We start from the raw sequence: 14482 nt of genomic DNA on the forward strand, positions 1-14482 counted from the left end.
AATCTTCTGCAAAGATGTTCGGCCACAACAGGATGCAGATCAGGCATTTGCGCATTTCGGTCACCCGGTGTCGTTGCCGGGCCTACGCCCTTACGCGCATCGATGCCGCCTCGGACTCCATCGCTCGAGGCCGAAACAGCGTTTATCCCTTACTGATTCACTTCATGATCTGTTCGGAGATCTGCACCATCAGCCGCCGCGGTGTCACCCGATAACCGTTGGCCATGATGGCGTTCCTGAGGCCGCAAACCACCGTCGGAGACGATTTGTCGATCGCGGACAGCGCCACCTCGACAACCTGCTGTGGGGTCTGCCGACCGCTGGTCAGAAATTCCTCGCCGGTCCTGGCGAAGAAATCGGTCTCGGTGGCACCCGGGCACAGCGCAAACACCCGAACACCGGTGCCCCTGGTCTCCTGCCAGAGCGCCTCAGTGAACGACAAGACAAAAGCTTTGGTGGCGCCGTACACGGCCATGGTCGGGGTGGGCTGGAAGGAAGCAGTCGAGGCGAGATTGATGATCAGGCCGTGCCCCGCGTTCGTCATGGCCGGCAGATAGCGGGCGCTGAGTTCGACCAAAGTGGTGCAGTTCAACTGGATTTGGGCAATGTTGGGTTCGATCTGCTGGGTCACGAACTTGCCGTGGGTCCCGACGCCGGCATTGTTGATCAGGATGTCCACGCGGCGCCCCAGTGCGTCGACCTTGCCGGCCAGCTCGGCACCGGAGCCGGGTACCGACAGATCCGCGGGCACCACGTCGATCTCCATTGTCGGATGCGCGGTCAACAGCCTGGTGCGCAGGTCAAGCAGCTTGTCCGCGCTGCGCGCGACGAGCACCAGGTTGACTCCGCGGGCGGCCAGCCGGACCGCGAATTCCTCGCCGATCCCTCCGCTGGCACCGGTGATCAATGCGGTGTTGTTTGTGATGTCCATGGTGACCTCCCAGCCGGTTCCCGCTGCGATTTCGGTGCCCTAACAATCCTATTGCGCCGCATGACAGCCGTCGATTCTCCGGCCGGAAAAGAGCAGGCGACGGGCAGGTCAATTTCCCCCAAATCGGGGGACGACATGCGGCATATTCGTAAATATTGTCGGAGCCATCAATCAAACGGGAGGTTCGATATGTCCGCTGAAGATCAGATCTGGTCGAAGCCAGCCGCGCAAGCCATTCCGCAAGAGGGCTACTTCGAGCTCACCCGCGGCCGCTACGGGCCTACCTATCCTCGCACCCCCGCGTGCTACGGCTTCAACATCATCGCCAAGGTCAAGGAAGGCCGCGAAGATGTAGTACGCGCCTACGGCAAGGAGATCGAGGCTGCAATCGCCGGATCCCCGGATGTGCTGGCGCCGCTGAAGCTGCACTACCTGCGCTGGCTGCTGTTCGATGTCGGTTCGGGATTGCACTTCCAGTACCAGGGTATTTTCGATACCGATTTCGACAAGTACACCGAGGACGCGATCAAGCTGTTCAGCGCCACCGGGATCACCACGGTGTTCACCAATCTTGAAGGCTTTCCGGAGGATTGGAAAACCAACCCGGAGGCGTTCATCCAGTTCGTCCGCGAACACCACGTGCCCAGCTTCCTGGAATACGGCGAGTACCCCTACGTCACCGCTGACGAGATAAAGAAAGCGTTGCGCCTCAAGGCCGCGTTCTCGGACATGTTGGACCAGATGCAGTGACCGACGTACAACTCGAATTCGAGGACATTCAGCACATCCTGCTGACCCGCACGCCGGCCCTCACCGGACGCTACGAGTTCTTGTCGTTCGACACCCCGGCCGCCGGCCGGGCCTGGCTGTCGGAGATGACACCGCTGGCGCAGTCGGTCGCCGACGTGGAAGGCAGTGTCGATGACTCCAAACGCTGGGTGACGTTGGCGTTCACCTGGAATGGGTTGCGCGCGTTGGGAGTTGACGAGGAATCGCTGGCCACCTTCCCGGATGAGTTCCGGGAAGGTATGGCAGCCCGTGCCGACATTCTCGGCGATAAGGGGCCGGCCGCGCCGGAGAACTGGGTGGGCGATCTAGCCTCGGATGACCTACACGCCATCGTCATCCTGTTCGCCCGCGACGAGCCCGAGCGCATCCGGTGCGTCGGCGAGCACGATGCACTGTTGGCCCGCTGCCCAGGTGTGCGTTCGCTGTCACACCTGGACCTCAATGCCAGCCCGCCATTCAACTATGCGCACGATCATTTCGGGTTTCGCGACCGGCTGTCCCAGCCGGTAATGAAGGGTTCCGGCGAGGAGCCGACACCGGGTTCGGGCGACCCGTTGGAGCCTGGCGAGTTCATCCTCGGTTACCCCGACGAGGAGGGACCGGTTACCGATCTGCCGCAGCCCGAGGTACTTTCGCGTAACGGCAGCTATATGGCCTACCGTCGGCTCGAGGAACATGTGGGCCTGTTCCGCGACTACCTGAAGCAGAACGCCGACTCCCCAGAGGGCGAGGAACTGCTGGCCGCCAAGTTCATGGGCCGCTGGCGCAGCGGCGCTCCTCTGGTGCTTGCGCCCGAGCATGACGACCCGGAGTTGGGCGCAGATCCCATGCGCAACAACGACTTCAATTACAAGGAGGAAGATCCGTTCGGGTATGCCTGCCCGCTGGGAGCGCATGCTCGTCGGCTCAATCCACGGGATACGGCACCAAATATGAATCGGCGTAGGATGATCCGGCGCGGCGCCACCTATGGTCCGGCCCTGCCTGAAGGAGCTCCGGAGGACGGCATCGAACGTGGTATCGCCGCGTTCATCATCTGCGGCAGCCTGGTGCGCCAGTTCGAGTTCGCCCAGAACGTCTGGATCAACGATCCGACCTTCCACGAACTGGGCAACGAGCACGACCCCATCTGCGGCACCCAGGATGGCACCCTCGAATTCAAGATTCCCAAGCGGCCAATCCGTAAGACAATCAAGGGATTACCGGCATTTACCACCTTCAAGGGTGGGGCATACTTCTTCCTGCCCAGTCTGGCCGCGCTGCGCTACCTGCTCACGTTAGAAGGTTCGGAGGCATCATGACCGCACCACAACCCGCACGCACCTACAACCAGGCCCATCTACCCCGGCCACATACCGGTGGACGACGAGTGTCCATCTACTGGTCGTGGAGCTATCCGTGGGAGGCCCAGCGCGACCCGTCGTTGTTGTACAACCGGTTCTCCACTATGACGGAGGTACGCGTGGCGACGTGGCCTGCGTACGAAGGACCCGAGTACAGCCCGCGGAACTTCTTGCAGGGCGTCGACGGGACGTTGGAGCTGTTTCACCGCTCCGCCTTGTCATTTCAGGCGGTGGCCGGTGAAACCACGGGGCATCCGGTGGCGGTGTTCCAGCGGGTCGATCAGGCCGGCTACCGCCTGCCCATCGATGAACGCATCCTGGACGACACCGACACCCTGATGATCTTCGGCCTGGACCACCTGCTCGGCGAGGAGGACGCCACTCCCGAGGAGATCGCCGCGATCCAGCAGTGGTTGCGTCAAGAAGGCAAGTGCCTGATGCTGGCGCCGCACCACGACGTCGGCTTCACCGACGACAAAGAGCAGCAGCAGATGGAGTTCCTGCACCACGGTGACCCGCTGACGCCGCGGAAGCAGCGGTTCAGCGGCTTCGCCCGCTCGCTGCTGACCGGACTGAACATTCCGGTGCACAACACCTGGGGTCTGCGTCCCGCGACGGTTGAGGGCGCCAAACAGATTGTGCCGCTGACCGCTTTCCGTGATCTCGACTCGGCGGGCCTGCTGCGCGACGTCACCACACTGGCGTTGCATCCGCACCTTCCGCACTACCAGCTGACGGCCCCTGAGGGGCCAGAGCTTCGAGTGCTGGGCCGGCAGCCGATCGACATGACTCGGCCGCATCCGTTCACCTTGGCCGGCAACACCGAGTTCAACGCGATAATCCACATGCCGCCGTCCGGTGACCGTGCCGGTCACATCGTGCTGGTCGACTCAACCCATTTCACAACACTGTTCGGCGCCAGCGAGAGCCTGAAGTCTTTCTGGCGCAACCTCGTGACGATGGGCTGAGACGCGGCGATGACGCTGACCGAACTCGCGGCCCGCGGCGCCAACATCGCTGTCGTCATCTTCGTGGCGTCCAGCACCTTGGGTGTCGGGCTGGGCCTGACGCCGACCCAGATCGTCACGCCGCTCAAGGATATTCGGGTCGTCAGTCTGACGCTGCTGGCCAACTTCGTCGCGGCGCCGCTGGTTGCCTTCGGGCTGTGGCGGCTGTTCGACCTCGATACGCCATTGGGTGTGGGTCTGCTGCTGTGTGGGATGGCTGCTGGCGCACCGTTCCTGATCAAGCTCGCCGAGTTCGCCCGCGCCGACCCGGCGTTGACAGTGGGCCTGATGGCGCTGCTGATGATTACGACGGTGGCCTACGTGCCGATCGTGCTGCCCATATTTCTCAAGGGCACCGAGGTCAACCCGCTCGCGATCGCCTCGTCGCTGGTGGTACTCATGCTCATTCCACTGGCCCTCGGCCTGCTCGGGCGCAACCGCGCTCCAGCACTGGCCGACCGCATCCGGCCTGGTATCGGGTTGCTGAGCACCGCCAGCATGGTGCTGGTGGTCATCCTGACCATCATCGCCAATTTCCGCGAGGTGCTGTCGGTGTACGGCACCAGAGGCCTCCTCGCGGCGATCGTCTATACCGCCATATGCGCCGGAATCGGTTGGGGTCTGGTGTTTTTCAGCACGACAGCGCGGCCGGTGCTGGCGTTGGGGACAGCGCAGCGCAATGCGGCGGCCGCCTTCGTGGTCGCTAGCCAGAACTTCAGCGACCCCCGGGTCGCGGTGATGATCACGGTGGTGTTGATCGCCGAGTTCTCGATGCTGATCCCCGTCGCCAGATTCCTGGCCCGTCGAACGTGACGGTCAGGACGCGTCGAGCAGACCGATGCGGGCCGCCTCGGTCACCGCTGCGGCGCGGGTCGAGACCGCCAGCTTGCGGTAGATGGATTTGGTCTGGCTCTTGACGGTTTCGCGGCCCAGATTCAACTCGGTGGCGATCCGTTGCAGGGACAGGTGAGTGGCCAGGTGCGGCAGCAACCGTAGTTCGGCCCCACTCAGCGCTGGTCGCGGCCCGTTCTGAGTGCGGGCTGCGAACAGTTCCTCAACACGCACCAACCGGAGTTGCAGCGCCTCGGCGTCAGGTTCCCGACGGCAGGCCCGCTGTGCCGAATCAAGATGTCGTCGGCACAGCTCCGAGTCATCGATCTCGACCGCGGTGGCGGCCATCAGCGCATGTCCCAGTGCGGCGGTCCGCGCGGACAACTCACCCAACCCGTTCAGGAGCCGTTCAGTGGCGTGTATCGCCACGCGCGCTCCGGGCACGTCACCGCGGCGTCCACGCACCAATGCGTCCACCGCATAGACCACCACCATCGGGACCAGATCGCACAGGTCCCGGGAGTCGACGATGCTGCGGGCCTGCGCACTACGCTGACCCGCCGACACCGGCGCACCGGCGTCGAGGTCCAGCAAGGCGAGGTGCGCCAGCGCGGCGGCCTGAAAGCCCGGCAGATCATCGAGGACTGGCAGCGCCGATTCCAGTGTGGCCCTGGCACCTTCGTCATCACCGACCATGGGCAGTGCGGCACCTTTGACGGTGCAGGCCGCACCCCACCACGGGTTGGTCAGGTGGTCGCCAGCAGCACACACCGTATCCGCGTGCCGCACCACCTCCCGCACGCCGCCGATACCGACCAGTGAACCAACAAGAGCGGCAGCGACTTTGACCGACTGCGTGCCGTCGGCTAGCGCTGCACCAGTGTCGGCCGCGGTGGCCATCAGCAGCGACCGCTGGATCAACTCCGCGTCACCGAGCGTCACACCCAGCCAGGCCCGGGCGATCGCGGCGTCGGGGTGCTCGGTGAACATGTGCTCGTCGAGCAGGTTCAGCCGGCGTGCCAAAATCCCTGCGCGGCCGTCGAATCCGAGTCGGACCGCATCGAGCCCGACCAGTGCTGCGGCATGTGCGGGGTCCTCTGCGGCTAGCGCCTGCAGCAGTGCGCCGTCGATGTCGCCTGCGCGCTCCAGGTGGTCGGCCGCGCAGTCGGCCAGGGTACGGAACCGTCCCGGATTCCGGTCGCGTAGCCGCGCGCGCAGTTGATCGGCGAACAACCGGTGGTACCGATACCAGGTTCCGTTGGCGTCGAGAGAGACCAGGAACAAGTTGCCCGATGCGCGGATGGTATCGAGCATGTCAGCTGAATCATCGCGCTGCAGAACATTGTTCAGATCGTCTGCACTGAATCGGTCGAGTATGGCCGACTCCATGAGGAAGGACTCGACGGCGGGGTCCAACCGATTGAGCACCTCCTCGACCAGGTAGTCAGCGACCAGGCGATGACGTCCGGTGATCGCCTCACCCGACGAGCCCTCACGCAGCGCCATTGCCGCCATGACCACGCCAGCGGCCCAGCCCTCGCAGCGTTCGATCACCAGTGCGGCTGTTGGTCCGGTCAGGCCGGTTGGACCGCCGATGGAATCAAGAGCCGATTCAGCTTCTGCCGCAGATAGTTTCAACTGCTCAGCACCGATATCCAGAACATCACCCTGCAACCTGCGCCGCGCCAGATCCAGTGGCGGGACATTGCGGCCGATCAGGGTAAACGTGGCCGACTCCGGGGCCATCCGAATCAATACACGTAGGGTTTCGACGGCCGCGTCGTGAGTCAGTTCGTGAATATCGTCCAGCACCAACACAACTGGGCCGGCAGCCTCCAACGCCCCGACCACTGCCGGAACAAGTTGGGTATCAACAGCGCGGCCGGCCCCGCGTAGATACCGGATTACCGCCGCGTCGACCGAGGCGACCTGACCGAGCGCAGTCACCAGATGTAGCAGCAGGTGCGCGGGGTCGTTATCCAGGTGGTCAAGACGCATCCACGCGAACGGCCGGCCGTCAGCGTCGTCCCACAACGCCACAGCGGTCGTCTTTCCGTACCCTGCTGGCGCTGTCACCGCCACCAGTCCGGCGCCCGAAGCACACAGCATCTGGGTAACCGCAGGCCGCGCGATCACGGCGTCGCCCAGTCTCGGGCGACCGTAGGTGGCCCTCGGAATGTTCGCGACCCAGCCTTCCGATACCACGCACGCATCGTATGTGCGATCCGAGCGGCCGCCCACTTGCGCCCGTTATGTTCGACTCCGACGCGAATTCTGGAACTGCGAATGACCAGGTTATTTCAACAATTTGGCAAACTCGTCAGGGCTATCTTGATAGATTGCGCCCGACGATGGGAGCGAGCATGCACGCCACAACCCGTTCATTAGCAGTCGCGGCGTTGGCAATCGGCCTCGTGGCATCGGCCTGCAGTAATTCCCCTGCCCCTGAGACCAAGTCGTCGGGAACTTCGGGAACCGCCGCTACATCAGCCTCACCTGTGCACGCCGCCGGCGACGCCGGTCAACTCCAGTCCCTGGTGCCGACACCTGCCGGCACGACGCAGAGCTTCGGCCCCGACGCCATTCCGGACAACGGTATTCACATGTATTTCCAGGTACATGGGTCACCGGCTGACGTAGTCACCGCCTACAAGGCCGCCCTCGAAGGCAAGGGCTGGACGGTGACCACCATCGTCACTTCCACCGGCGGGCCGGGCGGTGGCGGCGGCGCGACCTATACCGGAACGCACGGCGACAACTACGGCGTTTTCGACGGTGGCGGGTACAGAGACACCACCTATCTGACCGTCTGTACCTGGCCAAATAAGCCTGCACAGCCCAACTGCAGCCGGGCTAGGGTGAAATAGGCGATCTGTCGCGCCGCGGGGCACCCGATAGAGTTATGAGTCGTGGGCTTGGCTGCAGGTGCGATCTTCGCGGAATATCGCATCCTGCGTCTGTTGGGCAGCGGAGGCATGGGCGAGGTCTACCAGGCCCAGCACCCGCGGCTGCCGCGTCAGTACGCGCTGAAGGTCCTGCCCCGGGATCTGTCGACCGATCGTGAGTATCGCGGCAGGTTCGACCGCGAGGCCGATCTGGCCGCCAGCCTCTACCACCCGAACATCGTGGCCGTGCACGACCGCGGCGAGTACCAGGGCCAGTTGTGGATCGTGATGGACTACGTCGACGGACCCGACTGCGACCGGTTGCTGCGCGAACGCCACCCAAACGGCATGCCGGCGCGGGAGGCGTTGGAGATCGTTTCCGCGGTGGCCGATGCTCTCGATTACGCCCACCAGCGGGGCTTGCTCCACCGGGATGTCAAGCCCGCCAACATCCTGATCAGTCAACCCGATTCCGCGCGACGACGAATCCTGTTGGCAGACTTCGGTGTAGCTCGGCGGACAGGCGATACCAGTCGCCTGACCGAGACCAACATGGTGGTTGGGACCGTGAGTTATGCGGCTCCTGAGCAGTTGATGGACAAGCCGCTCGACGGCCGCACTGACCAGTACGCGCTGGCGGTTACCGCGTACCAGTTGTTGACCGGGTCGACGCCCTTTCAGGGCTCTACCCCGGCTGTCGTCATCGGCCACCATCTCAACGCGCCGCCGCCACCGATCAGCGGCCGGCGCCCGGAACTTGCCGGGCTGGACCCGGTTTTCGCCCGGGCCTTGGCGAAAAATCCACGCGACCGGTACGCCCGCTGTTCGGACTTCGCCGAAGCGCTTGTCGCGGCAAGCCGTGTAGCTCCACCGGCGCCGGTCAGCCCGGTGTCGGATTCGGTGACGCGGCCGAATCCGGTCGGCGAGGTCCCCAGGCCTCCGTTACCGCAGACCCGCGCGATGCCGTTTCCCGAATATCCGCCTCCGCCAGTCGAATCGGCGGTGCTTCCGGCCGCGGCTGCTCCCTCGTCGCGGCGCTGGGTGCTGGCGTTCGGGGCAATAGCGGCCATTGTGTTGTTCTTCGGTGGCATCACCGTCTATGCGATGTGGCCCAAAGATGGCAGTACCAGCGCGAATCGGCTGACACCTGTGGGCCCCGCGTCGCACAGCCCGTCATCGTCGACCTCGCCTTCAGCGACGACATCGACGACGACTTCTACAACAACCGGGGCCATCACATTCGAGACCATGCGCGATTTCGTCACCGCGTACTACAACGAGCTACCGGCAAATCCAGAAGCAGCATGGGCAAAACTGGATGCGGCATACCAGAATTCGGCGGGCGGCCTGTCTGAATACAAGAGCTTCTGGGCGACGCTGCAGTCGGTGACAGTGGTGTCGGTGAGCCCGCGGAACGCCGATAGTGTGATGGCTAGGCTTCAGTATGTCCGCCACGACGGCGGGGTCAGCACCGAAGACCGTTGGCTGCGAATGACTTTGGTCGACGGCGTGATGATGATTGATGGGTCGCAGATCGCCTGATCGGTAGCGGTGTCTGCGCCTGGCTGCCGCAAACGGGCGACTGGCAGCGTCGCTAGTTGGCCACAGCACCATCACGATGTCGTAAAACCCGATTTCTCGCAGGATTGATCTAAGGTACATATCTCCAGTTCACCGCTGTGCTAACACAATTCGTCGCCAGCTAACTCCAAGTGCTCTGCCAGCGGTCAGCCGGGATCGCCTGATAAACACACCGCCATGAAAACCAAAGCACGTATCGCAGCAACCACAGCCCTGTTGGCCGCCAGCTTTGGCTTGACAGGGCTCGCGGCAGCCACGACCGCACAGGCCATGCCCGCCGCTCCAATGCCCGGCTATCACTGGTGCCCCGGCGATTTCTGGGCCCCGGAGTGGGGCTTCAATTGGGCTGGGGACCGCTGCCACGACGACTTCTACTTCGACGGCGAGCCCCGCGACCAGTGGCACTGGCACGGACAGGGGCCCTGGCACCCCGGTTGGTGATTGAGCGCTGAGGTCCCCTCGGTCATGAGGGCCTCGCTTCCCCGTTGGAACTGCGTCCAGGGCTGTCATTCCAGGACAATCACCAAACCCTGAACGCAGTCTCGGGCGGCGGACGCTACGGAAGCGCCTGAGGTGTCACCAGGAATTTCTCGCCGGTCGCCCGCTTGAGGTAGCTGTTGAACGCATCGGGCTTGAGCATGCCGGCCAGCGAGACTTCTCGGGTGTAGGTACTCGCGAATGTCGTAGTGAGTTCGGCGGCCACGCGGAAGCGAAGCCTGCCGATGGTCTCGGCCCCGGCACCCGCGAGAAACGGCGTGAGCAGCCAGCCACCGACGCCCCACGCCATGCCAAAGTTTCTGGTGAGGACAGTGGGGCCGGTGTCGAGGCCGCCGTAGATGTACACCTGCTTGTGAACGGTCGACCCGTATCGGGAGTACTGCGTCGCCGTCGCGTTGGCCGCTTGCTCCATGCCGTTGAGGATCTGGCTGGCCAGCGTGCCACCACCGGTGGCGTCGAACGCCAGCGTTGCGGACGTCGCCTTGAGCGCTTCGACGAGGTCTGCCTCAAATGACGGTGCCGCCGAGTTGCAGATGTAGGCCGCACCCAGACCACGCAGTATTTCTTCCTGCTCGGCCTTGCGGACGATGTTGACCAGCGGAACGCCGTCGGCTTGGCAGAGCTTGACCAGCATCTGGCCGAGATTCGAAGCCGCAGCCGTGTGGACCAGTGCCGAATGTCCTTCGCGGCGCATGGTTTCCAGCATTCCCAGCGCAGTCAGTGGGTTGACGAACGACGATGCCCCGTCCTTCGCCGTGGCCCCTTCGGGCAGGACCAGACACGCCGCGGCATTGACCACTCGGTACTGCGCATACATCCCGCCGCCCGCTATTCCCACCGTCTTGCCGACCAAGGCTTGCGCCGATGCCTCCGTCCCGGCGGCCACCACGGTGCCCGCGCCTTCGTTGCCCACCGGAAGCGACGTACCGACGCGGGTAGACAGCCCTGCCAGTGCGCGGGGCGGCAGTGGCGCGGTGACGACGGGACGCTCTGGGGTGCCCGCGACCGTCGCCGCAGACATGTCAGCACCGGGAATAAGCACGCCCAGATCCGACGGGTTGATCGGCGACGCTTCGACCCGAACCACGACTTCGTCGGCGGCTGGGGCCGGTATCGCAACCTCGTGTAGTGACAACTCGAGCGTGCCGCCGGCTGTGACCAACGAGCGCAATTCCAAACCAGTCTTCGGTAATGCCTGGGTCATCGGTGTTCCTCTTGCCTAGAGCCGGCCGGCAGCGAGATCGGCTGCCTGCGTGACCTTTCCGGACTGCACGTAGGACACGTGGGCGCCCATGTCCGCGCCGCCTTCCCAACAGATCGGGTCAGCCTGGTTGCACTGATCGATGGAGTTGGCGGCGTACTGCGGCGCCAACTCCGGTAGCGGGCGCCCGGCAAGCATGCCGGCGAAGCTGGTGCGCGGCGTACCGAACAGTGCACTGGCCGCCACGTGATTAGCGATCTGGGGAGACGTTTCGTTGGTCGCCCCTTCGATGACCGCCGCGCCTTGCGAGTATCCGCCGAGCACCATCTTCGTGTTCGGGCAGCTGGACGCAATGGACTCGATGAGCGACCGCGCAGCGTCGGTGCCGGCAGGGGTGCTGTTGTTGAAGTCGTTGCTGGCCGGGTAATCGACTGCTGCTCCGTCAACGGTGCGCGGCGCTACCCGCGTCCGCAGTTCGTCGACAAACGGACCGCCGACACTGCCCAAGCCCGGCGGCTCGCTGGTGCCTCGGGCGAACACCACCTCAACATCGGGGCACGGCGCCGCGTTGGCAGGCGCAGACGTAACCGTCGGGACAGCTGCGGCCAGTGCCGCAAGAACCAAGAGCAGAGTCGGCTTGGTGGTCATGCCAACCGATCGTAGGACCGCACGGGATATCGGCCACCGAGATTTATCGGATGACCTCCGTCTGTTCGAGGTTGATCAGCATGTCGGGTAGTGCACCTGGCGGCACGAAACCTGTGCCCCATCTCCCAGCCCCTGCTGCCAGCCGAGCAACCCACCAAAATCGCTACTCGACGCAGCGAGCATCTGCTTTTCGAGTATTTCCTCGGCTACATTCACCTCGTGCGCCAGTTGTTGCTTCGCACGATGGTGATTGCCACCATCGCCGCACTGGCTGCAGGCGGGGTGGCCTGGCTGCTGCACGCTCCTGATGTCGCCAACATCAGTTGGATCGCCGGGACGCTGGTGGGGCTCGTGCCGTCACTGTGGTGGTTGCTCGTCGCCTTGCGCAGTGGCCGGCTCGGTGTCGACGCGATCGCCGTGCTGGCGCTCATCGGCACGCTGGCGGTCGGTGAGTACCTGGCGGGCGCGCTGATCAGCGTTATGGTCGCCACCGGCGAGGCCCTCGACGCCGCCGCCGAACGCCGCGCGGCGCGCGATCTGCATGCGCTGCTCGACCGTGCGCCGAGCACCGCGCGGTTGCATACCGAATCCGGAGTACAGACAGTGCCACTGGCCGAAGTCGGCGTCGGCGACATCGTCATCGTCGGGCCGGGTGAAGTCGTCCCGGTCGACGGGCGGGTGAGCTCACCGTCGGCGGTCCTCGACGAATCGGCACTGACCGGTGAGCCCCTGCACGTGGAGCGGCACGCGGGGGAAGCGGTGCGCAGCGGCGTGGTCAACGCCGGCGGCGCCATGGAAGTGCGCGCTACGGCGACCGCGGAGAACAGCACCTACGCAGGCATCGTGAAGTTGGCGCAAGAGGCGGCCGCCGAAACCGCGCCGGTGGTTCGCATCGCCGATCGCGTTGCCACTTGGTTTCTGCCGATGACCCTGGCGGTATCGGGCGCGGCCTGGTGGCTCAGCGGGTCGCCGATCCGGGCGGTCGCAGTGCTGGTGGTGGCGACCCCGTGCCCGCTGCTGCTGGCGGCCCCGGTGGCCATCGTGTCGGGACTTTCGCGCGCATCGCGCATCGGGGTGGTAGTGCGAAGCGGCAGTGCGCTGGAAAACCTCGGTCACGCAACGACATTGGTACTCGATAAAACCGGCACGGTGACAACAGGCCGGCCGCGCGGCACCGATGTCATGGTGGCGCCCGGCTGGGACAGCGGCGAGGTGCTGCGCCTGGCCGCGGCCACCGATCAGGTGTCACCCCATGTGCTGGCCCGGGCCATCGTCGACGAAGCGACCGAACGCGGTCTGACACTGCCGATGCCCACCGATGTCGTGGAGGAAGCCGGCAAAGGGGTGAGCGGCGTCGTCGACGGTAAGCGGATCACGGTGGGCAATCACGCGCTGCCCGACGATCTGCCGCCGTGGGCGATCGCTGCTCTCACCCGCGCCTCGTTCGACGGTGCCGTCATCGCCTGGGTCAGTGTCGACGGCGATCTCACCGGGGCGATTCTGCTGATCGACCCGGTCCGCACCGACGCCCCGCGCACCATCCGCCGATTACGCGCCGCCGGGATCGGCCGGGTGCTGATGCTCACCGGTGATCGAGCCGCCCCGGCTGAGCAGGTGGGTGCGGTGCTTGGCCTCGACGAGGTGCGCGCGAACCAGAGCCCCGCCGACAAGGTCGCAGCGGTCCGCGTCGAGCAGGAGAAGGCGGTGACGGTGATGGTCGGTGACGGCGTCAACGATGCGCCGGCCCTGGCCGCGGCAAGTGTCGGGATCGCCATGGGTGCGCACGGCGCAACCGCCAGTTCGGAAGCCGCCGACATCGTGTTGACGACCGATCACCTCGAACGTGTCGCGGACGCCATGGTGATCGCCCGCAGGTCACGCTCAATCGCATTGCAAAGCGCCGTCTCCGGGATGGGAATGTCGTTGGTGGCGATGGGTTTTGCCGCCTTCGGCCTGCTGCCGGCGGCTCTGGGCGCGTTGCTGCAGGAAGTCATCGACATCGCTGTAATTCTCAATGCGCTGCGGGTGCTGCGCGGCGGCGAGGGCAGCGCAGCACTGCCGGCCCAGACCGAGGAAATGTTGCGGCAATTTGCCGACGAGCACAACGAGATGCGCGATGACCTCGCGCTGTTGCGCAACGCCGCCAGTCTGATCGTTAGCGGCGACGATCAGAGCGCGCTGGCGACACTGCAGCGGGCGGACGACTTCGTGCAGAACACGTTGCTGCCCCATGAGCAAGCCGAGGAACATCGACTGTATCCGGCGTTGGAGAATCCGCTGGGCAGTGCTGAGGCCACCGCGACGATGAGCCGCATGCACGCTGAAATCGACCGGCTGGCAGGGCGTTTGCATCAACACGTCGAACTCGCCAACGCGGCGGCAGCTATCACCAACGATCAGCGCGAGGACCTGCTGGACTGCCTGTACGGCCTCAGCGCCGTGCTGCGACTACATTTCGCTACCGAGGAGGAGAACTTCTTCACCCTCGGCTGACGCCAGCAGAGCCTCCGATACACACGCTGACATCGCGAATGCGCCGGCGCGCGGTATGCCGTCGTCGCCAAAGGACGGGGCTTAGACAGCCCGCGCCGACTACCTCTGGCGACCCTGTGTGATCCGACGAAGCATCAGCGAGCCCACCAGGGCTGGCCAGGCCCCCGGCGCCGGCGACATAGAGCGCTATGCCGAGGGATGCGGTTACGGGGTGATCGGCATCGGGCACCCACGGGTCACAGGATGGGTTGCTGAAAGTCAATAAAGACGATCGT

The 14482-nt window shown here is 64.7% G+C and carries 12 protein-coding genes; 8 read left to right on the plus strand and 4 right to left on the minus strand.

Annotation, left to right across the window (positions count from 1 at the left end; all coding sequences use genetic code 11):
* Positions 1-157 precede the first annotated feature (157 nt).
* Entirely contained in the window at positions 158-931 is a 774-nt protein-coding gene (locus tag M2432_RS23490) for an SDR family oxidoreductase (protein WP_280829243.1), read from the minus strand.
* 189 nt (positions 932-1120) lie between these two features.
* On the opposite strand from M2432_RS23490, the gene M2432_RS23495 reads away from it, so the two are divergent.
* The 4 genes from M2432_RS23495 to M2432_RS23510 are packed head-to-tail and all read left to right on the plus strand — an operon-like array spanning position 1121 to position 4883.
* Positions 1121-1681 (plus strand): hypothetical protein, encoded by a 561-nt coding sequence (locus M2432_RS23495; RefSeq protein ID WP_280829244.1) that lies wholly within the window; start codon positions 1121-1123, stop codon positions 1679-1681.
* Positions 1678-3021, plus strand: coding sequence for a peroxidase (locus tag M2432_RS23500; RefSeq protein WP_280829245.1), 1344 nt, complete (start codon positions 1678-1680; stop codon positions 3019-3021). Before M2432_RS23495 ends, M2432_RS23500 begins: the two co-directional genes overlap by 4 nt.
* Complete coding sequence (locus M2432_RS23505) at positions 3018-4031, plus strand: hypothetical protein (RefSeq protein WP_280829246.1); 1014 nt, start codon at positions 3018-3020, stop codon at positions 4029-4031. The genes M2432_RS23500 and M2432_RS23505 overlap by 4 nt, the downstream gene beginning before the upstream one ends.
* 9 nt (positions 4032-4040) lie before the next feature.
* Positions 4041-4883 (plus strand): bile acid:sodium symporter, encoded by an 843-nt coding sequence (locus M2432_RS23510; RefSeq protein WP_280829247.1) that lies wholly within the window; start codon positions 4041-4043, stop codon positions 4881-4883.
* Positions 4884-4886: 3 nt separating this feature from the next.
* On the opposite strand, the gene M2432_RS23515 is transcribed toward M2432_RS23510, so the two are convergent.
* Complete coding sequence (locus M2432_RS23515; RefSeq protein ID WP_280829248.1) at positions 4887-7106, minus strand: AAA family ATPase; 2220 nt, start codon at positions 7104-7106, stop codon at positions 4887-4889.
* 158 nt (positions 7107-7264) lie between these two features.
* Between M2432_RS23515 and M2432_RS23520 the strand changes: the two genes are divergently transcribed.
* The 3 genes from M2432_RS23520 (at position 7265) to M2432_RS23530 (ending at position 9808) form a co-directional block, all read left to right on the plus strand.
* Positions 7265-7768 (plus strand): hypothetical protein, encoded by a 504-nt coding sequence (locus M2432_RS23520; protein ID WP_280829249.1) that lies wholly within the window; start codon positions 7265-7267, stop codon positions 7766-7768.
* A gap of 42 nt (positions 7769-7810) precedes the next feature.
* Positions 7811-9328: a serine/threonine-protein kinase gene (locus tag M2432_RS23525; RefSeq protein ID WP_280829250.1), complete on the plus strand. Its 1518-nt coding sequence runs from the start codon at positions 7811-7813 to the stop codon at positions 9326-9328.
* 216 nt (positions 9329-9544) lie between these two features.
* Positions 9545-9808 carry a hypothetical protein gene (locus M2432_RS23530; RefSeq protein WP_280829251.1) on the plus strand — a complete coding sequence of 88 codons (264 nt, stop codon included), beginning with the start codon at positions 9545-9547 and terminating at the stop codon, positions 9806-9808.
* 115 nt (positions 9809-9923) lie between these two features.
* Here M2432_RS23530 and M2432_RS23535 read toward each other — a convergent pair whose 3' ends face one another.
* A complete protein-coding gene (locus tag M2432_RS23535) occupies positions 9924-11069 on the minus strand; it encodes a zinc-binding dehydrogenase (protein ID WP_280829252.1) in 1146 nt (381 codons plus the stop codon).
* Between the two features lie 15 nt (positions 11070-11084).
* On the minus strand, positions 11085-11714 hold the full coding sequence (locus M2432_RS23540) for a cutinase family protein (protein ID WP_280829253.1): 630 nt from the start codon (positions 11712-11714) through the stop codon (positions 11085-11087).
* A gap of 243 nt (positions 11715-11957) precedes the next feature.
* Here M2432_RS23540 and M2432_RS23545 point away from each other — a divergent pair, with 243 nt between their 5' ends.
* Positions 11958-14207 carry a heavy metal translocating P-type ATPase gene (locus M2432_RS23545; RefSeq protein WP_280829273.1) on the plus strand — a complete coding sequence of 750 codons (2250 nt, stop codon included), beginning with the start codon at positions 11958-11960 and terminating at the stop codon, positions 14205-14207.
* The last annotated feature ends 275 nt before the right edge of the window (positions 14208-14482 follow it).

The organism is Mycobacterium sp. OTB74, from assembly GCF_029892685.1.
Classification (GTDB): Bacteria; Actinomycetota; Actinomycetes; order Mycobacteriales; family Mycobacteriaceae; genus Mycobacterium.

What these genes read in the sequence shown, in the direction of transcription:
- M2432_RS23490 (WP_280829243.1), bottom strand. Translation starts at nt 931, where the DNA reads ATGGACATCACAAACAACACCGCATTGATCACCGGTGCCAGCGGAGGG.
- M2432_RS23495 (WP_280829244.1), top strand. Translation starts at nt 1,121, where the DNA reads ATGTCCGCTGAAGATCAGATCTGGTCGAAGCCAGCCGCGCAAGCCATT.
- M2432_RS23505 (WP_280829246.1), top strand. Translation starts at nt 3,018, where the DNA reads ATGACCGCACCACAACCCGCACGCACCTACAACCAGGCCCATCTACCC.
- M2432_RS23510 (WP_280829247.1), top strand. Translation starts at nt 4,041, where the DNA reads ATGACGCTGACCGAACTCGCGGCCCGCGGCGCCAACATCGCTGTCGTC.
- M2432_RS23520 (WP_280829249.1), top strand. Translation starts at nt 7,265, where the DNA reads ATGCACGCCACAACCCGTTCATTAGCAGTCGCGGCGTTGGCAATCGGC.
- M2432_RS23530 (WP_280829251.1), top strand. Translation starts at nt 9,545, where the DNA reads ATGAAAACCAAAGCACGTATCGCAGCAACCACAGCCCTGTTGGCCGCC.
- M2432_RS23535 (WP_280829252.1), bottom strand. Translation starts at nt 11,069, where the DNA reads ATGACCCAGGCATTACCGAAGACTGGTTTGGAATTGCGCTCGTTGGTC.
- M2432_RS23540 (WP_280829253.1), bottom strand. Translation starts at nt 11,714, where the DNA reads ATGACCACCAAGCCGACTCTGCTCTTGGTTCTTGCGGCACTGGCCGCA.
- M2432_RS23545 (WP_280829273.1), top strand. Translation starts at nt 11,958, where the DNA reads ATGGTGATTGCCACCATCGCCGCACTGGCTGCAGGCGGGGTGGCCTGG.